The sequence below is a fragment of the Flavobacterium sp. OHVDL-2026-0007 genome, assembly GCF_059882335.1.
The window spans coordinates 4,441,617-4,463,399 of the sequence record NZ_CM187612.1 but is presented as its reverse complement, the minus strand read 5'-3'; the positions used below and the strand labels follow the sequence as shown (position 1 = coordinate 4,463,399).

At 34.5% G+C, this 21,783-nt stretch carries 20 protein-coding genes; 5 read left to right on the top strand and 15 right to left on the bottom strand.

Annotation, left to right across the window (positions count from 1 at the left end; genetic code table 11):
- Nucleotides 1–205: 205 nt before the first annotated feature.
- The 10 genes from AC51AA_RS18300 to AC51AA_RS18255 all read right to left on the bottom strand — a co-directional run bounded on the left by AC51AA_RS18300 (nt 206) and on the right by AC51AA_RS18255 (nt 10,907).
- Nucleotides 206–811 (bottom strand): GNAT family N-acetyltransferase, encoded by a 606-nt coding sequence (locus AC51AA_RS18300; protein WP_500703634.1) that lies wholly within the window; start codon nt 809–811, stop codon nt 206–208.
- 97 nt (nt 812–908) lie between these two features.
- Nucleotides 909–1,265: a hypothetical protein gene (locus tag AC51AA_RS18295; protein WP_500703633.1), complete on the bottom strand. Its 357-nt coding sequence runs from the start codon at nt 1,263–1,265 to the stop codon at nt 909–911.
- Nucleotides 1,266–1,425: 160 nt separating this feature from the next.
- Nucleotides 1,426–2,604, bottom strand: coding sequence for an AIR synthase related protein (locus tag AC51AA_RS18290; protein ID WP_500703632.1), 1,179 nt, complete (start codon nt 2,602–2,604; stop codon nt 1,426–1,428).
- Nucleotides 2,605–2,839: 235 nt separating this feature from the next.
- Nucleotides 2,840–4,333, bottom strand: coding sequence for a carboxypeptidase regulatory-like domain-containing protein (locus AC51AA_RS18285; protein ID WP_500703631.1), 1,494 nt, complete (start codon nt 4,331–4,333; stop codon nt 2,840–2,842).
- A gap of 66 nt (nt 4,334–4,399) precedes the next feature.
- Complete coding sequence (locus tag AC51AA_RS18280; RefSeq protein ID WP_500703630.1) at nt 4,400–5,788, bottom strand: CsgG/HfaB family protein; 1,389 nt, start codon at nt 5,786–5,788, stop codon at nt 4,400–4,402.
- A gap of 55 nt (nt 5,789–5,843) precedes the next feature.
- On the bottom strand, nt 5,844–6,338 hold the full coding sequence (locus tag AC51AA_RS18275) for a curli assembly protein CsgF (RefSeq protein ID WP_500703629.1): 495 nt from the start codon (nt 6,336–6,338) through the stop codon (nt 5,844–5,846).
- Between the two features lie 70 nt (nt 6,339–6,408).
- Nucleotides 6,409–7,146 carry a CsgE family curli-type amyloid fiber assembly protein gene (locus AC51AA_RS18270; protein ID WP_500703628.1) on the bottom strand — a complete coding sequence of 246 codons (738 nt, stop codon included), beginning with the start codon at nt 7,144–7,146 and terminating at the stop codon, nt 6,409–6,411.
- Between the two features lie 5 nt (nt 7,147–7,151).
- Nucleotides 7,152–7,637 carry a hypothetical protein gene (locus tag AC51AA_RS18265; RefSeq protein WP_500703627.1) on the bottom strand — a complete coding sequence of 162 codons (486 nt, stop codon included), beginning with the start codon at nt 7,635–7,637 and terminating at the stop codon, nt 7,152–7,154.
- A 66-nt stretch (nt 7,638–7,703) separates the two neighbouring features.
- Nucleotides 7,704–8,327 carry a hypothetical protein gene (locus AC51AA_RS18260; protein WP_500703626.1) on the bottom strand — a complete coding sequence of 208 codons (624 nt, stop codon included), beginning with the start codon at nt 8,325–8,327 and terminating at the stop codon, nt 7,704–7,706.
- Nucleotides 8,328–8,717: 390 nt separating this feature from the next.
- Entirely contained in the window at nt 8,718–10,907 is a 2,190-nt protein-coding gene (locus AC51AA_RS18255) for a glutamine synthetase III family protein (protein ID WP_500703625.1), read from the bottom strand.
- Between the two features lie 405 nt (nt 10,908–11,312).
- On the opposite strand from AC51AA_RS18255, the gene AC51AA_RS18250 reads away from it, so the two are divergent.
- Nucleotides 11,313–12,329, top strand: a complete 1,017-nt coding sequence (locus AC51AA_RS18250; RefSeq protein ID WP_500703624.1) for a glutamine synthetase beta-grasp domain-containing protein — start codon at nt 11,313–11,315, stop codon at nt 12,327–12,329.
- A gap of 245 nt (nt 12,330–12,574) precedes the next feature.
- Nucleotides 12,575–13,540 (top strand): TerC/Alx family metal homeostasis membrane protein, encoded by a 966-nt coding sequence (locus AC51AA_RS18245; protein ID WP_500705658.1) that lies wholly within the window; start codon nt 12,575–12,577, stop codon nt 13,538–13,540.
- Nucleotides 13,541–13,606: 66 nt separating this feature from the next.
- Here the strand turns inward: AC51AA_RS18245 and AC51AA_RS18240 are convergent, their stop codons facing one another.
- The 3 genes from AC51AA_RS18240 to AC51AA_RS18230 all read right to left on the bottom strand — a co-directional run bounded on the left by AC51AA_RS18240 (nt 13,607) and on the right by AC51AA_RS18230 (nt 16,113).
- The gene (locus AC51AA_RS18240; RefSeq protein WP_500703623.1) at nt 13,607–14,125 is read right to left on the bottom strand and encodes a hypothetical protein; all 519 of its coding nucleotides are present in this window, start codon (nt 14,123–14,125) and stop codon (nt 13,607–13,609) included.
- 83 nt (nt 14,126–14,208) lie between these two features.
- Nucleotides 14,209–15,081 carry an alpha/beta hydrolase gene (locus tag AC51AA_RS18235; protein WP_500703622.1) on the bottom strand — a complete coding sequence of 291 codons (873 nt, stop codon included), beginning with the start codon at nt 15,079–15,081 and terminating at the stop codon, nt 14,209–14,211.
- A gap of 159 nt (nt 15,082–15,240) precedes the next feature.
- Complete coding sequence (locus AC51AA_RS18230; RefSeq protein ID WP_500703621.1) at nt 15,241–16,113, bottom strand: AraC family transcriptional regulator; 873 nt, start codon at nt 16,111–16,113, stop codon at nt 15,241–15,243.
- Between the two features lie 186 nt (nt 16,114–16,299).
- Here AC51AA_RS18230 and AC51AA_RS18225 point away from each other — a divergent pair, with 186 nt between their 5' ends.
- Complete coding sequence (locus tag AC51AA_RS18225; protein ID WP_500703620.1) at nt 16,300–16,680, top strand: T9SS type A sorting domain-containing protein; 381 nt, start codon at nt 16,300–16,302, stop codon at nt 16,678–16,680.
- Between the two features lie 373 nt (nt 16,681–17,053).
- The gene (locus AC51AA_RS18220; RefSeq protein ID WP_500703619.1) at nt 17,054–17,440 is read left to right on the top strand and encodes a T9SS type A sorting domain-containing protein; all 387 of its coding nucleotides are present in this window, start codon (nt 17,054–17,056) and stop codon (nt 17,438–17,440) included.
- A 50-nt stretch (nt 17,441–17,490) separates the two neighbouring features.
- On the opposite strand, the gene AC51AA_RS18215 is transcribed toward AC51AA_RS18220, so the two are convergent.
- The gene (locus AC51AA_RS18215; protein WP_500703618.1) at nt 17,491–17,976 is read right to left on the bottom strand and encodes a type ISP restriction/modification enzyme; all 486 of its coding nucleotides are present in this window, start codon (nt 17,974–17,976) and stop codon (nt 17,491–17,493) included.
- 311 nt (nt 17,977–18,287) lie between these two features.
- On the opposite strand from AC51AA_RS18215, the gene AC51AA_RS18210 reads away from it, so the two are divergent.
- Nucleotides 18,288–18,671, top strand: a complete 384-nt coding sequence (locus AC51AA_RS18210; protein WP_500703617.1) for a flagellar motor protein MotB — start codon at nt 18,288–18,290, stop codon at nt 18,669–18,671.
- 88 nt (nt 18,672–18,759) lie between these two features.
- Here the strand turns inward: AC51AA_RS18210 and AC51AA_RS18205 are convergent, their stop codons facing one another.
- The gene (locus AC51AA_RS18205; RefSeq protein ID WP_500703616.1) at nt 18,760–21,540 is read right to left on the bottom strand and encodes an outer membrane beta-barrel protein; all 2,781 of its coding nucleotides are present in this window, start codon (nt 21,538–21,540) and stop codon (nt 18,760–18,762) included.
- Between the last annotated feature and the right edge of the window lie 243 nt (nt 21,541–21,783).

Here is a 21,783-nt window from a genome sequence, read left to right as displayed (position 1 = left end):
GTACTAAAGTAAAGGCCGTCTGCCTCTTTAAGGTTCAGGCTAGTTTTCCTAAAAAAGCTGCTTAGGATTTGAATTATAGAAAATGCTAAGAGAAGAAGTCTTTATGATCCACTAAAAAGTATTCTTTGCAAAAAAACTTAGTCACTCCAGCGAAAAACAAACAAATTTCCACGGCCTCTTATTGAAAATCAATAAAATTAAGGTCTTAGAGTTTATGTTTTAGATTGTCTTTTACTACCGTAAACCATTCCTGTCTGAGAATACTTAAAACAATGGAATCTCGGCGCAGATTTCCATCAGCAGTGGGCATATGACTGCGTAAAACGCCTTCCACTTTACATCCAATGCTTTTCATGGCAGCAATGCTTCTTTCGTTGTTATTATCAGCACGAAATTCTACACGCTCCATACCGAGCGTTTCAAAAGCAAACTGCAGTAGTAAAAATTTACAATGTTTATTAAGCCCGGTCCCCCTGAAGGCGGATCCGTACCAGGTAAACCCCAGTTGAAGCGTCTTGAATTCAAGATTCATGTCATAAAAACGTGTTGAACCTGCGTATTTTTGAGATTTTTTATCGAAAACAATAAAAGGGAATTCTTTTTTATTTTCTCTTGCTTTAACTGCTAATTGAACATAGTTAATTAGATTTTCTTTTCCATCAGCACCCACTAAAGAATACTTCCAGGTCTCTGGTTCATGAATAGAAATCTCTAATAAGTTATCTACATCAGATTCTTGTAAGGGACGTAATAAAACCAACTCGTCTTCTAATACAACCTCATCAAAAAAATTAAAATTATATGCTGTCATAGCGTATCTATTTTTGAACATCTCTATGAATCCCAAGCGAGATTTTGTAGCACAAATGCTGGTCGGAGATGGACAAAGTTATTTCAGTAAAAACAAATTATTCACTCATTTCGTCGTAACGCTCCGGAACTTGCGGATCATACAATGGACATTTAAATTCCTCCATCAAAGCCACTAGCTTATTCATGGTTTTGCCTTCAGTACCATAACAGTCTATTTGGATACTTTGAGGTGTAGTAATTACCTGAAAAGCCCCTTTTCCATTGCTGTTTTTCCAGCTGTTTGCATCGACTTTTTCCCATTGTGAGAATACTGAAGCAATTCGGTTCATGATCACCTCAACCGGAAGTATTTCAAGACCTTCAACTTCTTCTTTTTCCACAAGAGCTTCATACACTTCTTGATGGTTTAGGTAAACTTCTTCTAAATATCTCCAAAAAAGTAATTCGTACATAGCCTTGTCTTTTTATAGTTTTGATACTATTGTTGAATCTTTCACTTCGGTCTGCAAAAGAGTCCAATTGTTATCACGATTAGCTCCTAAAAAAGCTAATTATCTTTATGATATAAAACAATTAAGACACACTATAGTGTGTCTTAATTGTTGATATGTCTTAATATTCGAATGTTCCGTATTCGCTAGTGATGGTCAATTTTTTAGCAGTTGCCGCTTCCACTCTACCCACAATTTGTGCATCAACATTAAACGATTTTGAAATCGCAATAATATCTTGTGCAATATCTTCAGGAACATAAATTTCCATACGATGTCCACAGTTGAAAACTTGATACATTTCTTTCCAATCCGTTTTTGATTGCTCCTGAATTAACTTGAACAATGGTGGAACTGGAAACAAATTATCTTTAATAATGTGCAAATTCTGAACAAAGTGCAAAATTTTGGTCTGCGCTCCCCCACTACAATGCACCATTCCATGAATTTCGTTTGGTGTATAGGTATCTAAAATTTTCTTGATAATTGGCGCATAGGTTCTCGTTGGCGAAAGCACCAATTGACCAGCGTTTATTGGGCTGTTTTCAACAGCATCTGTTAGATTTACCTGTCCTGAATAAATTAATTCTTCTGGTACAAGAGCATCGAAACTTTCTGGATATTTTTTGGCCAAATATTTACCAAAAACATCATGACGAGCAGATGTTAATCCGTTACTTCCCATTCCACCATTATAGCCTTTCTCGTAAGTTGCTTGTCCAAAAGAAGTCAAACCTACAATTACGTCACCTGCTTTGATATTGGCATTGTCTACCACATCACTACGTTTCATACGAGCCGTTACAGTAGAATCTACAATTATGGTACGAACCACGTCTCCAACATCGGCAGTTTCGCCTCCTGTAGAATGAATGGTCACGCCAAATGTTTTTAATTCGTTGATTAATTCTTCAGTACCGTTAATGATTGCCGAAATAACTTCTGCAGGAATTAAATTTTTATTTCTTCCGATAGTAGAAGAAAGTAAAATATTATCGGTTGCCCCTACACACAATAAATCATCAATATTCATGATTAAGGCATCTTGAGCAATTCCTTTCCAAACTGAAATATCACCCGTTTCTTTCCAGTACATATACGCCAATGACGATTTTGTACCCGCTCCATCTGCGTGCATAATCAAACAATGTTCAGGATCTTGGGTAAGATAATCTGGAACAATTTTACAAAATGCTTGAGGAAATAAACCTTTGTCTATATTTTTTATGGCGTTGTGTACGTCTTCCTTTGATGCCGAAACACCTCTTTGTGCGTACCTTTTGCTAGAATCTGAACTCATGAAACTTAGTTTGTGTTGATGTGGTGCAAAGATAACCAGTTTTTTTAATTCTTGGGTTCATCCCCTTTAAAATTAGAATCTACTACCCCAAAATATTCTTTTTTCTGCTCATATTCCATAAAATCTAAATTTAAATCACAGGATCCGAAGGTTTTATTCACAAAAAAACCGACAGCTTTATTAAAACTGCCGATTTTTAAGAATGAAATTATCTTGAAAATTCTGGTCTTTTACATTATCGCCAATCTGGCATCGAAGCGCTCTGAAATAGTGTAGTCCTTGTGGCATCATCCGTCACACTGAGAGTCTGAATATTTTGGGCAGACACACCATCATTAGAGGTATTGACAAAAATAACTTTTGCTTCATTAGGCGAGAACTTAACATCTAAATCGTTAAATCCATTTTCTTTCTGAGAAGCTAATTCCGCTGAAGTGTTATCCGCCACAGTGTACATAAAAATTCTAGAATCTAATCTTCGGTAGGTCGAATCCTCGTATCCGGAAACATCTCTTGTATAGACAATTTTTTTATTGTCAACCGAAATATTAATTCCACTTGCGCCTCCCGTTACTCCTGAAAGAACTTGGTATAAAACTTGCCCTGCTGTATCGATTACATAGATCTCGACCTCGTACCCAGCAGCATTATTTACTTTTAACACGATTTTAGATCCATCCTGACTCCAATCACATTCTGAAATAAATTTACCGTTAGGGGTTTGAAACAATTGAACTAATCCAGCGCCATCTGAATCGATGCGATATAGTCTGTCAAAATTTGGATAAATAATCTGTTTTCCATTATTACTCCAGCAATAATTAACATGTTCCATATTAAATCCCGCTATCGGTATAAAGTTCGTTATTTTTCTCACATCTGACCCATCAGGATTCATTGAAAATATCTGGTTTGCAGAACCATCAGAACTGATGTAGGCAATACGATTTATACTTAAGTTTTTCCTAGGTCTATAACTATTTACTTCTGCCGAGGACAATTGCAACTGATTCCCAGCCTCATCAGCAGTATAAATAACATTGTTATTTTTTACTTTTTTAACATACAAATACCTAGGATTTGGAAATGGTAAAGTAGTAAAAGAATTGGTCACGCTATTGGTTGGTTTATTAATACCATCACTAGCCGAAACTTGCCAGTAATACTTAGTACTATAACTCAACCCTGATATTGCTAAAGTCATCGCTTTAATATCAGAATATGTTTTAACTTCATCTGTAGTTCCATTTTTCACCGTAACTTGATAGGTCAAAGGATCTAATTCCTGATCTGTTGCTGTCCACGTCAAATTAAGACTCAATGCTTGCCCTACTGCATTGTCAACTGGGGCCGTAAGCACTGGAATTTCTGGTGGTTTATTTTGGGCGGTAGAAATCTCTAATTCGAAGATAACTTCAACTGGGTCCTTCCCTACAATCGTACCAGGTTCAAATCGGGTAAGATAACCGTCCTTTTGAGCTTGGAGCGCATACTTCCCTGCTGGTATATCAGCTATGGTAAAGTACCCGTCTTTATCTGTGAATACCGTACTTGTTGTTGGATTGGTAGATATACGAGCATTTTCTATTGGTTCAAAGGTACGAGCCTTTACCACTCTTCCTTTTACTAGTCCTGTACCGGTGGTATTATCAACCTGCTCTTCACTACAAGAGATCAAGAGAATAAAGCACACCAAAATTTTTAATCCTATTTTTATATTAGATTTCATCTTCGATTTTATTTTATTAGACTTAGGTTGATTTTATTCATGTAATCTTCTTAAAAAAATAGTCTTTTAAGGCCTTTTAGGCGGGCTTTTCTTGTATTTATAGCTTTTAGGAAAATAATAGGTCATTCCCAAGCCAAACCTAAAATAATTATCGTCACGAATCCCACTATCCAAGTAATCAATCTTATCACTAAAATTGACATTAAATTCGCCATACATTTTAACCCCAAAGTGTTTGCCTACCAAATATTCCACTCCTGTACCAAATTGCACTTTATTATGGACATTTTTATAATCCTTATTAAAACCAATACCCGTTCCACCAAAAATATAAGGCGTAAAGTTATCGTGAGGCAATACTATAAGTTCTAAGTTTAAATCTAAAGTAGTATAACCAACATCAAGTAGATTTTTATTACCCAGCTTAAAAACATTGGTCGAAGCACTGATGTTTAAACCAGGAGTAAAGAAAAACTTTATCGCCCCTCTGCCCATTGGTTTGGCTATTGGATTTTTATAATCCCCCTGCATATAGGTGGCCCCACCACTAATTTCAATACCAAATCTTGCTCTTTTTTCGTCCAAATTTCGATCGTACAATTGCGCTAAATCGGCTTCATCTTTCTCTTTATCGTAGTTGGCTATAAACTCCTCAACTTGTTGTGGAGAGGCATTTACCTCCCATAATTTATCTTTAATTCCGTCTACAATCAACCCTTGCACAGCTTTCTCTATAGCCTCAGTAACAGCTAATTGAATAGGCTCGTTTCGGGTAAAACCCGTTTCCACTTCTAAAAGTCTTTTTAGATTGACATATCGAAACAAACTAGCATCGACACTTTGTGATAAAATGGTTTTGGAAACGTACACGGTATTGAGAATTTTCCCGTTGGAAGTAGATACTAATCGTAAATACACTGTTACCCTATCTTGTCGGTAACGAGTGGATGCTCCAGCTCCAAAATACTTGGCTCCAAAACCTCCCGTTATAATATTGGTATCATAGGAAATAATCCCTCCTTCTAACAACACTCCTGCAAATAAAAGAGGTGTTAAAACAGCTTCGCTCGGATCTGCTTTAGCTGCATATTCCTGACGAGTCGATCGAATAATATTTCTTTCGTTTAGAAGGTTACCGAGATTCTCACGTTCAATTGGAACAAACCATTTTGAGTCCCCAAGCGCTTTTATTAAAATTGAAGTTGCTCCTTGGGTTACAGCAGTACTAAAAGTACTTCCTGTTTCAGTGGCTTTGTATTGCCCGGTCTGATCCTTGAATTTATATACCCCAACGACTATCGGATCCTTGGGTTTCGGCATATCTGTTAAGACAGTTGTTGCTGGAGTACGTTCTCCGAAAACTGCTTTCTGAACTCCCACTGGCTGATTAAAATAAGCTCCACAGCTAGAGAATAGGCAAGTTACTACAAGTAATAAAAGGGGACTTTTATTCATAATTATTTATTTAAAATAGAACATGAATTTAAATGCGAGATATAAAATTTCATCATTAACTACCAGGTATTATAATTTGTGTTTGTTCACCTGTCTCTGTATCTAAAATATCGACAACCATACCTAAATTAGAGTTGTAAATATCGACGGACAAAGTTCCAAAGACATAGCTACCAGGTCCAAGTGAACCGCCGTTACCGTTACTAATACCACTTCCAGTTCCAGTACCTGTACCCACTCCCGTTCCGGTACCGGTTCCTGTACCAGTTCCGACTCCATTTCCAAATTTATTGTCAAGCAACGCATTAGAAAGCCGGTTTAAAAATTGGTTATTCAAATTACTTTTAAAGCGTTCTAAATCGGTTTGCTGTTTAAACTGATTTGTTTGGTCTTCCTTGTACTTATTTTGCGCTTCCGCAGAACTAAGCATCCACGGACCGTTAAACGCATCTCCACCAAAGGATGGATTAATTGGTTTATAAACAAGATCTTGCGCCATTCCCACAGTGCAAAAACAAAGAACACTTACTATTGAGGCTATAATTTTCATCTTGATGTTATTTATATTTTTATCCAACAAAAAAAAAGAGCAACAAACTAAACAACTTTCTATTAAACATCTAATATTGAGTAATCATTTTATTTTGTTTTTCTAGATCCTTAAAGTATTTAAACACTTTAGCTGCTGAGGATTCTGCCATATATTTTAAAAAATCTTCATCCGGTCGGGAAATAAACTCCTGAATTAATTCTCCATCGACAAGAATCGAAATTTTGGTTGTTCTCACAAAGGTTAATTCTTCCGAAACATCTACGATTTTAGTGGTGTTAATCCTTAGTTTAGCATACTCTGAATAAAACATGTCATAAAAATCACTTCCCAATTTGGTCTTGGTGTCATTGGCTACGATTCCAGTCATCTCAATTCCATCGTTTGGTGTTAATAAACCCGTATCCGATTTATTTTCTTCTCCAAACACCACTCTGTCTTTACCGATGATGGCATCATTTTCATCATATATCAATAAGAGAATGATGATTTCATCATCTTTGGTGAAATTAACTTGCATTTTAGAAAGATCTACTTTTTGAATCGCTTGTAAAGTGACCCTTCCGTCTTGAGCATTGTTTGATTTATTCGAATTTGATTTATTCTTTTTAAAAACTGTTAATTTGTATGAAATGTTTTTATATTCTGATTTTAAATTTTCAACTGTTCCAGTAATAGCCAACAGATTTTCAATTTCTTTTACTTCAATTTTTGCTTTTACTTCTTTATATACCACCTGTGCAGATCCTGATTCGGAAAAGAAAATAGTACAAACAGTTATTAATATTGGGCCCAAATACTTTTTCATAATTCCTAGCGATTGAATATGTAAATTGTTCCTGAGTTACCAGCTTGATTAATGATTAAATCTTTAGATATCGAATTTGCTCCGGTACTGAAAACATTTAAATTATTACCATACTGACTGATTGACATTGATGTGACTCCCCTTGAATACAATGAAAAATCACTTATATAATTATTATTACCCGTTTGGTTATAGTCTTGATTAATGGCTTCAGCATTTTTATAGACATTCAAGTAGTTCCCATTCCCGATCTGTCTTGCTGAAACATTGGCATTATTGCTGATAATGGTCAAATCGGCTTGATTGTAATTTCCAATTTGCATCACACTTACAATATTTCTGCTTTTTATGTATTGATTTACTGCTTGATTTTGATTGTGATTGTTTATTTCATTCATAGATACAACGTAGTCACTTCTATTGGCATCAATTGATTGAGCAAATAAAATCCCCGTGATGAGAAAGGAAAAAAAAGTAGCTAGACGTTTCATGATAGTAGCGTAATAAAAAAAAAGGAAGAACTTAACTTTTTAAGTTCTTCCTTTTCTTGGTTATTATTAGTTAGATTGGTATACCAAACTTCCATTTAAGAATCCAGCTTGTGTCACTGTGCTCATATGACCACTTCCTACTTGTGTAGTAGAGGCATAGTTAGCAGCTCCATATTGTTGAATATCAGAATCATTACCCCATCCTATTTGTAATGTACTGGCATTATTCAAGAAGCCATATTGCGAAGTAGAAGCATCATTACCAAATCCAATTTGAGTTGTAGACTGATTATTACCTAGACCCCATTGGAAAGAAGTTGCATCGTTAAAAGCACCTAATTGTAAAATATTAGAATTATTACCAAACCCAATTTGAGTAGTCATAGCACTGTTACCAAAAGAAGCTTGTGTAATAGTAGAATTGTTAAATGCACCAACTTGAGCTATTACAGCACTATTTCCAAATCCGAATTGTGCAATTTTCGCATGGTTAAGCGCTCCAACTTGCCCTACAATAGCAAGGTTTCCAATACCAAATTGATCAACATCAGAATGGTTATGATACCCTACTTGAACTACTAATGCTCCGTTCAATGCACCAGTTTGATCTACATCGCTGACATTACCTTGTGCAAATGCAGCTACTCCAATAAACAGCATCGCGGAGATGCTTAAAATCACTTTTTTCATAATAAATATATTTAATTGGTTATTAATACGTGTTATTATGTAGGTTAATAAGTGGGGGAATCCTAGCAAGAAAAATAAAGCGTTTGAAAGTAGGATATATACCTATTTCTTTTATTTCTTACCCAAAATTAGAAAACTTAGAGAAAAGCAAAGCAGGTATAAATACCTATTTTACAATAACTTAACCTCTTTTCGATGAACTGTAAAACTATCTCGACGAACTACTTCAATCAAAAAAAACATAAGTAGGAATTTAACTACGTATCGAATTTTAACAGTATTTATACCCATCAAATGTTAAAAAAAACGTCTAGATTACAGTTTTTTAACATATTTGCACAAAAAAAGCCTGTCTTAAAAGACAGGCTTTACTACAATACTTGGTATCTATTATTTAGTGAACAAGAGTTCTCTATATTTTGTCAAGGTCCAAATTTCATTATCCACTAGTAACTCTAGTTTATCGCAATGATTTCTTATGTCCTCAAAATAAGGCTTTACATGATTGCAATAGGCTTCGGCCATTTCTTGTGCATCTGTAAGTTGATTGGCTTTCTTTCTTTCATTAGTCATCGCTTCCACTTTAGAGTTGATTCCTTCGATATGTCCAGAAATTTGTTTAATCAATACAATTTGCTCTTTGGCTGTAGTTAAGAAATCATCTCCAAAAATTTCTTTTAATCCTTTTACATTCTCTATCAAAGTGTTTTGGTAACGAATAGCAGTAGGAATAACATGGTTTTTAGATATATCTCCCAAAACCCTTCCTTCTATTTGAATTTTCTTAGTGTACTCTTCCAATTCTATTTCATAACGCGCTTCAACTTCCACATGATTCATAATGCCCATCTCCGAGAATAAATCCAACGCTTTTTTAGAAGCTCTTGCTTTTAACGCCTCAGGAGTTGTTTTATAGTTACTCAATCCTCTTTTCGCAGCTTCGATTTCCCAGGCTTCACTATATCCATCTCCTTCAAAAAGAATTTTTTTAGAAACTTTAATATATTCTCTTAAAACATTAAAGATAGCATCATCTTTTTTCATGTCTTTTAACTCAATCAAAGCATCCACTTCTACTTTAAAGTCTTTTAATTGTTTGGCAACAATAGCGTTGAGTGTAGTCATAGAGTTGGCGCAGTTTGCAGATGAACCCACCGCTCTAAACTCAAACTTATTCCCTGTAAAAGCAAATGGAGAAGTTCTGTTTCTATCGGTATTATCTAAAAGTACGTCTGGAATTTTTCCCACTACATTTAGTTTCAAATCTGTTTTTTCTTCAGGAGATAACTTTCCGCTAGTTACTCCTTCTAATTCAGCCAAAACCTTTGTTAATTGCTCTCCAATAAATACGGAGATAATCGCCGGTGGCGCTTCATTTGCCCCTAATCGGTGATCATTACTTGCCGTAGCAATAGCCGCCCTTAATAATTCTTCATAATCGTTAACGGCTTTAATCGTATTAATAAAGAACGTTAAAAACTGTAAATTACTCATTGGCGTTTTACTTGGGCTTAACAAGTTTACTCCAGTATCGGTAGCCAATGACCAGTTGTTGTGTTTACCAGAACCATTAACTCCTTTAAAAGGTTTCTCATGAAATAATACTTTAAAGTCATGTCTCTCGCCTACTTTTTGCATCACATCCATTAGCAAACAGTTGTGGTCTACCGCTAGATTGGTCTCTTCAAAAATAGGAGCTAACTCAAATTGATTTGGTGCTACCTCATTATGACGTGTTTTTACAGGAATTCCTAACAACATACATTCCTGTTCTAAATCTCTCATATAAACTAAAGCTCGAGTCGGAATAGAACCAAAATAGTGGTCGTCTAATTGCTGTCCTTTCGCTGATGTATGCCCTAACATTGTTCTTCCTGTCATCATAAGATCAGGACGGGATTCTGCAAGCGATCTGTCTATAAGGAAATACTCTTGCTCCCATCCAAGGGTTGCTGTCACTTTCTTTACATTTTTATCAAAATATTTACAGACATCTGTTGCCGCCTCATCAATTGCCGATAAAGCTCGTAATAAAGGGATCTTATTATCTAAAGCCTCCCCTGTATACGAAATGAAAACTGTAGGAATACACAAAGTAGTTCCAAATATAAAGGCTGGAGAAGTAGGATCCCAAGCGGTATATCCTCTTGCTTCAAAAGTATTTCTTATTCCTCCATTTGGAAAACTAGAGGCATCTGGCTCTTGTTGTACCAATTGTGCTCCACCAAATTTCTCCACTGGATCACTACCATCGTAAGAAATCTCAAAAAAGGCATCATGCTTTTCCGCTGTTGTTCCCGTTAGTGGTTGAAACCAGTGTGTATAATGAGTAACTCCTTTTGAGAGTGCCCATTCTTTCATCCCCATGGCTATATAATCAGCTAATTTTCTATCTATCTTAGTTCCATGTTGAACAGCTCCTTGTACTCCCTTAAATGCATCCGAAGTCAAATACTGCTTCATTGCTTTATCATTAAATACATTAGAACCAAAAATGGTGGATTTTCTGTCTGTTTCTTCAAAATGAACAGGCTTTCTTGTGGATGCTTCTCTTAAAGCTTGAAAACGTAATGTTGACATGCGGACAAATTTTAAGTTATTACTACTTTGATTTTATAATAAAGCACAAATATAATAATAAATCCCCTTTTTTATAACCCCACAACCCTCTTTTAGACGACTATTGCAACCTGCACCCCCTTGATTTTAATGTAATTTAACAAAAGGTCGCTTTTTTCAGCAGTAATAACACAAATCACCTCCCCTATAAAACAGCCAGTATCAAAAAAAAATCATTCATAATTGCGATATTATTTTTTATCCCCCTATAAAATTGCCTATTTTCAATTTTAGGATGCCAAAATTGAGCTTATGTAAAAAATAACCACCACTTAAATAAAAACTACCCCCGTTTTTTTTAGCAATAAAAAAATATATATACATTTGACCCAACAAAAAAATCCAAAAAAATTAATTTATATTATTATGGCTAAAATAAAGTTAGAGTACATTTGGTTAGATGGATACGAACCAACTCAAAATCTTAGAAGCAAAACTAAAGTTGAAGAACACGAAAATTTTCAAGGAACATTAGAAGAGCTAGGAGACTGGTCATTTGATGGTTCTTCAACAAAACAAGCCCAAGGAGGTTCTTCAGATTGTCTATTGGTTCCTGTTGCTATTTATCCAGATCCAACTCGTATTAATGGATACATAGTAATGTCTGAGGTTATGTATGCGGATGGAACTCCACACCCTTCTAACGGTAGAGCTACTATTGATGATGATAATGATGATTTCTGGTTTGGTTTCGAACAAGAGTATTTCATCATGGACACTAAAACTTTATTGCCATTAGGTTTCCCAGTTGGAGGATATCCTGCTCCACAAGGTATGTACTACTGCTCTGTAGGTGGAAAAAACACTCACGGTAGAAAATTAGTTGAAGAGCATGCTGATTTATGTATTGCTGCAGGTCTTAACTTTGAAGGTATCAACCAAGAAGTTGCTTGTGGACAATGGGAATTTCAATTATTCGCTAAAGGGGCTAAAAAAGCCGGTGATGAAATCTGGATTGCAAGATATTTATTAGATCGTTTGACTGAAAAATATGGTTACTATATCGAGTATCACCCAAAACCTCTTGGAGATACAGACTGGAATGGTTCAGGAATGCACGCTAACTTCTCTAACGAGGTGTTAAGAACATGTGGAGACCAAGCTACTTACGAAAGAATCTGCGAGGCTTTCCGTCCAGTAACTGCTGAACACATTGCAGTTTACGGCGCTTACAATGATTTACGTTTAACTGGTAAACATGAAACTGCTTCTATTCACGATTTCTCTTATGGAATTTCTGATAGAGGAGCTTCAATAAGAATTCCATTAATCACTGTTCAAAAAGGATGGAAAGGTTGGTTGGAAGACAGAAGACCAGCATCTAATGGTGATCCATACAAAATTGCAGCTAGAATTATCAAAACTGTAAAATCAGCACTATAATTCATTAGTTCCTACTATACTTAAAAGTGTCATCTTCGATGGCACTTTTTTTTTGCTTTATCCCAAACAGGGTTTCCTTGTTACTTCCCGTGTAGTAGAAACCTTTCTCCTAACATTAGTTCGTACAATAGAACTCAAATGCACTTTATTTTACCCAAACCCTTCAATTTAAAAAGTAACTTTTCGATAATTAATTTTTAAGTTAAATTTCAAAAACTATCTTTGCAAATCATTTAAAATATATCATAATGGTTTGGATTTTCTTTTTAATTGCGGTAGTTCTTATCCTTGCTTTAGATTTGGGCGTTTTTAATAAAACACCTCATATTATTAGCACCAAAGAAGCGAGTAAATGGACCCTGATTTGGGTTACCATGTCTTTCTTGTTTTCGGGCGTAATTTACTGGTTGTACACAACGGACTATATTGCCAACCCCGACAATCTAAAACCTGCAGTAGCTTCCATGAAGTTCATTACTGGTTATTTAATTGAGTTATCTTTAAGCATTGATAATATTTTTGTCATTGCTATTGTTTTTGCCTCTTTCAAAATACCGCAAAAATACCAACACCGTGTTTTATTTTGGGGAATTTTAGGAGCCATTGTTTTCCGTGGTTTGATGATTTTCTTCGGTGTGATGCTAATCAATAAATTCACCTGGATGACCTATATTTTTGGTCTCTTCTTAATTTTTACTGCACTAAAAATGTTATTCTCTGGCGAAGATGAAGATTTTCAACCTAAGGATTCTTTTGTCTACAAAACACTTGGAAAAATTATTCCAATGACCTCTGAAATGGACGGAGAGAAATTTTTCGTTGCAACCAAAAAAGCAAAAAAAGCTGCTACCCCATTATTTGTAGCCCTAATAGTAATCGAAGTGATGGATGTTATATTTGCCATTGATAGCGTTCCAGCTATTTTGGCCATTACCGCTGATCCTTTTTTAGTATTTAGTTCTAATATCTTTGCTATTCTTGGATTGCGTTCGATGTACTTTTTCTTAGCTAATATGCTAGCTAAATTCAGTTTCTTAGAATACAGCTTGATTGCTATTCTAACCTTTGTAGGACTTAAAATGCTCCTTCATGATTTCATTCACATACCAGAATGGGCCTCATTAGGATTTATCGCTCTTTCACTTTTAGTGGGAATACTAGTTTCTTTAAAATATGGAAAAACAGAAGAAGAAGCTAAACTAGAAGAATAGCTTAAAAACATAGACACAAAAAAAGGAGATCATTACGATCTCCTTTTTTTATGCTTTCAATTAAAATTACATTTTAATTTCATGAATGTCACTATCTTTTATGTTTAGCTTGCTGACAACATCAAAATAACTATTTTTATTTACTGTATTAGCAAAATCAGCTGGCACTACAACAATTCTAAAAATTTGATTTGTTCTATAAGCAGCAGGAGCATCCGCACGATTTTTCCCGTCCATATAGATATCAACGTAATTTCTAGTAAAAATAAACTTAAAAGAAAATTCTCTAGTTCCGTCCGCTAGATAATAGGTTTCTGGTAATGCTTGCCAAACTGGTCGACCACCAGCATCCACACCATCGAAACGGTATACCAAAACAACATCAGAGTCAACTAATGCTTGAGGAAAATCGAAACCAACACTATAATTATTAGTTGAAGTAAAATTATAATAATTAGGCGCCTCATTTTCATAAACAGTTCCCACTACGTTAACACCATCTAGTCCCGGAGGTCCTTCTGGTCCTTCACAACTCGAAAACACCACTAGTCCAACCACTGCAATAAGGGTAAGTATCTTTTTCATAATTTTTATTTTTTTAAGATTTATAAAGGTATTCCAAAAACCAAACCAAAAAAAACTTTTAGAGGGGTTCTTGAGTATTTTTTTTAAGATTTTTTTACAACTTGCTGATTTTTAAGCAATATTTTATTAAAAAATAACACATGAAATGGTAGCGCGTTTTCCCAATAATCCCAAGTGTGTCCTCCTGGACGCTCAGTATAGTCGTGATCTACCTTATTGTATACTAATCTTCTGTGCAGTTCTCGATTAGGTTCTATCAAAAAATCATCCACTCCACAATCTATAATTAACGGCAATTTATTCGCTTTTATTTTATCCAACATTCCCATAACAGCATATTGTGCATACAATTCTGAGTTAGCACTTTTGTCCCCAAAAACCGGCTGCATCAATTTAACTATTTGTGCTGAAGATTCACGATTAAGCAAAGTACCCATATCCACTGCACCACTCATACTCCCTGCCGCACAAAACAGTTCAGGATGTCTAGTTGATAAATACAAAGCTCCATGCCCCCCCATTGAGAGCCCCGTGATTACTCTTCCGTTTCTATTACTAATGGTTCTATATGTTTTATCCACTTTTTGAATTACTTCCTGTGTAATAAAGGTTTCAAATTGACTTTCTTTATTAAAGGGACTGTCCAAGTAAAAACTAAAGGTTTCCCCTTCTGGCATGACGATGATCATATTGTACTGATCCGATAAACCTTGTACTAATTTTTTATTAGGAGTGTTTTTTAACCAGTCGCTAAAATGTCCATAAGCACCATGCAACAAATACATGACCGGATAGGCACTTTTCCCTTTTGAATACGAATTAGGCAACACCACTGCCGCTTTATAGGTTTTACTCATCGCTGTACTGGCTATTTGCAAGGTATCCACTTTTGCCGCGTACGACATCGAAGAAACAGACAGCAGAACAGTAAATACTAAAAATTTCAGGTTTTTCATATTTTAAATTTTCGGATTAGGGAATGTAAATATACTTTATTCCGACCAAATCATATGAAAAATCCGACCATTTTTTCAATAGTCGGATCCTTTAATTGTGATATTTTTTTCAACAGCTTACCTTATGAATTCTAATTACTTCATTGTGTTATTTAAAACTTAACTAATAATAATCTTGTGTTCATTGCGGTATTGAGAAGCACTTTTACCTGTATACTGCTTAAAAGATTTACTAAAGTGGCTAAAATTATTAAATCCACTTTCAAAACAAACATCATTAATACTAATTGGTTTTTCTGCCAAAAGCTTCGAGGCATGAACCAATCGATATTCGTTTACAAAGGCTGTAAATGTTTTATTTGATATTTTTTTGAAGTATCTACAAAAGGATGGTGTCGTCATACTTACCATACTTGAAACCTCATCTATAGCAATGGCTTGTTGAAAATGATCTTTTACATAATTAAATACAACATTGATTCGATCACTATCGGTGGCATACAATTCCAACGAAAAACCATCGGCATTAAGTACTGTGTAGTCTTCTGAAGAATCTAAGTCATTCAAAATACTTAAAAGTGTAAACAAACGCTCAAAAGGAAGCTGACTTTCCATCATTTCAATCTGCTCTCCTATTCGTCTTTTTGTTTCTCCACCGAAAGCTATTCCAGTGTTGGCTTGACTCAAAATATTTTGAATCTTTTTCATTTCAAGGGTATCAAAAAAACCATTCCCCAGAAATTCCGGCCTAAATTGAATAACAATTTCATTTTGATTTCCTGTTTGTTCATTGGTAAAACCACAATGAGGCAAATTAGAACCTATCAAAATCAAATCACCATTGGTATAATACGAAACATGGCTACCTATCTGTCTTTTCCCTGCCCCTCCCTTTACAAAAACCAATTCAATTTCGGGATGATAATGCCACAAATGAGCTCTACTGTTGGCCTTTCCTGCATGTTTTGTATAGGTGAAAGAACTTCCGTATGAGCTTGATATTACTTCAAGTGCGGGAGCTATAGTCTTCATGATCAGTTTTTTAAAAGATAACTGCAAAATTAACAAAATCACCTAATATACTTCAAATTTTAACCTATAACGCTTTCGTAAATGAGAATACAGCATATATATAGGCAAATACAGCTGTGAAAAACAAGCTTTTCCCGAACTAACTTTGTCCCAGAGAATTAAGTAATAATTTAAAAAATGAAAGCTATGAAAAAGATCTTAAAATTAAGTTTAGTATGCGCAGTGCTTTTCACAGGAATGAGTACTTATGCCAATGATGGAATTGAAGATTCAGGTCTTCATGTATTAAAAAATAATGGCAAACAGATTACGTTTGCTTTAAACCAAGCCAAAAGAGCCAACCTTGCGATTTACGAAAAAGACGGTACATTAATTTATACTGAAACTGCTTCTGGTAAGGAAGGAATTTTGAGAACCTTTAACTTAGAGCAATTTCCAACAGGAACGTATTTCTTAGAAGTAATTCAAAATGGTAAAAGTGCAAAACATGAAATCACGATAACTGATCAAACTTCAGTTTTATCTTCAAAAGCAATTTTTACTACTGCAAACGTAGCGGCCCGCTAAAAAAATATACTTGCATCACCGTATAAAAATAAAATTATACCGTTAGTTAAGTCAAAATCATTATTTTAAAAACAGCTCTTTGATCTCAAAGAGCTGTTTTTTTTTATGCTCAAATTGTATCGAATTACTATCCAATCAAATTTTTGAAAAACTATTCTTAATAATTTTAAAACACTGATTATTACCCCCTTAAAAAACAACTTCAGAAATGGCCGTAATATTAAGTTTTTACGTACATAATTCAATTAAAACAGCGAAACATCTTAAAATCAGCAGCTTTACACCTTTAAAAAGTGATTTTTTTACAGAAAATTGAATCTGTATTTGTAGTTTTACGCTTTCCGAAAATAGTACTTAACCAATTAAAAAAAACATGACCAAAATTCCCAAATTAGGCTTAGTTGTAACCGCTTTGTTGACCACATTTTTTACCTACGCGATGGATTCAAAAGGAAATTATATTTTAAATATAGTGACCGGAAATGGAGAAGTAATCAGTTTTAATTTAAACACTGTTGAAAAATCTGCATTTTCAATCTATGATGCAAACCACAATTTGTTGTATACAGGAGAATCTCCAAAAGACAAATTAGAAATTTCTAAAACAATAAGTTTAGAAGGTTATCCAGCCGGAACTTATTTCTTAGAAGTAACTGAAAGTGAAAAAGTTGTTAAACATGAAATTAAGGTGACAACTAAAAAATCAAAAAAAGTAAAACTAGATCAAACAACAAACGAAAGTCCTGCCTTTCGTCGTTAAATCCTTTTGCCTTAAAAATGGAAAGCAGCTCTTGAGCTGCTTTTTTGTTTTCATGCACCTTCTCTCCTGAACAGATCTTTTCCTATTTGAACCAATTTCCAAAAAAAATCAGCATTTGGTGGTATCAAAATCCTCAACTGAGTATCCTTTAAAAAGGCTTTATTCGCTTCAAGGTACCGCCGCGAATGCAAAAGCGTATAATGATAAGCCAACAGCTCTACCTCTGTGAAAGCTTGTTTGAATTCGGGACGTAATTCACCACTGTTTGCAAAACAGACATTACCTTCTTTTTCCTCTTCTGCTATAAAAACCAATCCTAAGCAACTGGCCATTTGTCTTACCAACTCAGTATTTATCGAAAGTGATTCATCAGCTTTTTTTTGGAAAACAATAGGCTGAAAAAAATAATCTTCATTTTGATCCAAGGGAATTTTTAGCATACAGTTTTCCAATTCAACAGCATTAAAGTATTCTATTGTAGTTGGTGCACTGCATAAACTATGTACTTTATTTAGATATTGTGGAATGGTCATCATACTTCTAGTTTTGGAGCAATAAAGTTAAAGAATCCATATCGGCAAACTACACTCTTTCTCTCTAGTGTTTTTTACTGTATGAAACTTCTTAATATAATACAGCTACTTACAAATAAAGCCGTTTTCTTCTTAAAATAAATATAATAAAAATACCGAACAAAGCGTTATGTAATTGATTTATATATATTTGCAAAAATTAAAAATCGACCAAATCAATACCAATGGTGGGTATATGAAAGTAGCTTCGGTTATGAATTATTTCATAAGAGCAAAAAAATGACCGCCCTAAAAAATCTTTTAAACTAGTTTATATGCAAAAAAAATTAGCTGTAATCCTACTAACTATTTTTTCATTTGCCGCTTCAGCTCAAAGTGAAAAAAATTATGTCACTAATAAAATAAGCGACAAATATGCCTACGTTGATGTCATAAAAACCTACGAAAGAGTGGCTGCAAAAGGCTATAAATCAGTAGAATTATTCCAAAAACTAGGAAATTCCTCTTACTCGAATTTTAAATTGGAAAAAGCAGCAGACTGGTATGGTGAACTATTTGCCATGACAACTGATTTAGACCCAGTCTATTATTATCGTTATGCGGAATCACTTCGATTCATCTGTCAAAATGAAAAAGCAGATGCCATAATTGAAAAATTAAGAAGCAAGTCAAAAGGAACGGTAAAAAGCAAAATCTAAGTTAACAGCTCCAAACCATTAGAAATGGTAACTTGAGAAAATTAACTGTCTTTTTTGAACTTTCTTTTCTTTGTTCTTCTCAACTCCTTTATTTATTCTCATTTACCCCCAGTTTCTTTCCAAATTTTTGAAACTTGTAGGTCAATGAAAGCATTCCATATCGTTTCAAAACCGTGTTTTGGGTATCTATTACTGAAGTTTCGGTAATGGTCCGTATATCACTTTGGTTTTGATTCAGAATATCATATACTTTCAATCTAAAAATCCACTGATCCTCTTTACATTTATAAGATAAACTGGTGTTCCATAAATAGAAATCCTTTTTGAAACCTCCAGAAATATCCGAATTGTAGTTGTAACTAAAATCATTTCCGAAAACCCATTGTTTACGTAAATAATTAGTCAATTCCATTTTAGCTTTGTGTAGATGGTTCTGGGTCTCTTCGAGTTTATAATTGCTGTAATGACTGTTGTTAAAACTAAAGGAGTAGGATGGGAAAATGGTTAACAAATCGGCATAATTATACGAAATACTTACGGATGGAGTTACCGACTTGATTTTTGCTCCATACATCTCATCGTTGATGAATCCCTTTTTGTAACTATAACCAAAAACACCACTCAAACCATACTTAAAGGTATGTAAATCCTTCTTGGTCGATTTCATCAAATGAATTCCACCATCAATGGTATAGGTCCCAGAAACATTAGTATATGTCGTGGTTTGCTTTCCATTTTCATCATACATCGAAGTCATCACAATCTCACTATCATTGTAGGTAGAATTAGCATAAATATAATAGCCCGACTGATATGAATTGTCATATTTACTAAAAGTCATGGTACTTACATGAGAAGTGGCCAAATCTAGGTTCGGATTACCTATTATAGTATTCAAAGGATCGAATAGATTGGCTACGGGCAAAAGCTGTTCGGCTTTTGGGGTCGTCAGTTGATGATTATAGGACAGATATAGATTTTTGTTCTTCTTTAAAGCTAGCCTCATATTAAAACTGGCATCAGGAAACACATAATTCCTATCCAAACTGGTGACAGCGTCCAAATAATTAGATCCGTTATTAGATTTAACAATATAGGCACCTAGTTTCGCTGCTAAATAAATTTTATTTTTAGAAATCTTATAAGAAACAGTAGGGTCGAAATGTTTTTCAAGCGATCCAATGGATGATGACATCAATTCATTTTTGTCCGTATAACCCCCATCCATTTGATTAAAATCAAATGTAGATTTACCTAAATTAGCTTTTATATATTGTGCCTCTACAGACAGCTCTACCGATGAGGAATCGGTAACTGGCTCATTATAAGTAAGAGTCGTTATATAACTATCATTCACGATCTTACGTAAGCTTTGTTGATTTCGAGTGTCGTTTGGCCTAGTATCTCGATAAAAGGCGGTAGTCGAATTAATCAATGAAAGACCTTCACGCCTTTCGTTGGTACTAAAAAAAATACCCGATGCATATCTATTCTTTTTTTCAAAAGTCCTCATCGCATACAATCTATTTTTAAAACTTCCTATTTCATCTTCAGATGTTGATTTTGCTGTATTATCATTTAATAATTGATTCTTATCGTCATGCGAAGAGGACATCGAACTATTTTTTGTCGTTGAAACTTGTTTTGAAAATTTAGGATTCATAAACACTCGGATTTTATTCCCTTTCTGATATTCAAGCCCAGTATTAACAATATTACTATTGGTCAAAACATTCGTCGTACTTTCTGAATTATTCTGAATATTTCCTGTAGGTAAAAAAGAAGTCTGTGACGTTTTGTTGCGGTTCTCAGAATCCGAATTGGTGTAGTTGTAGTCCAGATGAGAATCCACTTTTTTTGCGATTTGGTCGTCATAATTTATCCCAGCCTGATTAGAACGGGTAATGCCTGGTCTACTTGAACCATTCTCAGTATCTTCTTCATTTCTTCCTCCTCCCATACTATCAAAAACCTCGTCCATGGAAAAGCCAGTTGCATTGATATTATTTGACGAAACAATTGCACTAATACGACGTTTATCCTTAAAATAGCTGGCAATTCCACTGGTTTCGTAACGATTATTAGTTCCAATACCACCCATTATTTTTCCAAAAAAACCTTTGCTTTTATCCTCTTGCAAAGTAAGATTGATAGTCGCTTTATTCGAAGACGAATGTTGTCCGGTCAATTCTTCTTCCTTGCTCTTGGTATTCGAAACCTGCACCTTTTTAATCAGGTCAGCAGGTAAATTCTGAAGCGCAATTTGTCCGTCTTCACCAAAGAAAGGCTTTCCATCAACCAATATTTTATTAACGACTTTACCGTTGATGGTTATTCTCTTGTTCGCATCAATTTCGACTCCTGGTAATTGCCTGAGTAAAGCCTCCACATTCGCATCAGGACGTACCTTGAAGGAAGATGCATTGAACTCTAATGTGTCTTTCTTGATTTTGATAGGAGGTACTTCACTTTTTATAACTACCTCGTCTAGTTGAATTTCTTCTTTCAAAAGCGACAAAAAGCCAAAATCCTTGTTCTCTGTACATGAATTCTCCTTACGCACATGATTCTTATAACCTGTAGCTGATGTTTTCAAATAAAAGGGAATTGTTATTTTTTTGGTTTGAAACACAAAATCTCCATATTTATCCGAGATCGTATAATCAATAACTGTCGAATCTTTTACACTTGTAATATAGACTGTAGCCTCTTCAATGGCAGTTGAAGTTGTATTGTCAATCAATTTTCCTTTTATGGTTATTTTGGATTGCGCATTAGAAAAAAGACTAAAAAAGCATAGCATCACCAAAAGATGTATTTTAGTAACGCTTGCGCCTTTTGTATGTAAAAATGAAATTGTTTTACTCATAAAATTGTTTCAAAACCTTAATTTATCTTCCAAAAAAAACAATCAGACCAAAGACTTCCTATCTAAGTAAGCAGTACTACTTAAAAACTAATTCATTACTATACAATACATTAGCACATTTCAACAGTAATAACACCACTGAATGATCAATAAAAACAGCGCAAACTTCAATAGCTTTTGTAAATTCTGACTTGTAATCTCATCACAAATTAAGAAAAAAAAGATTACAAATATTGAATTATT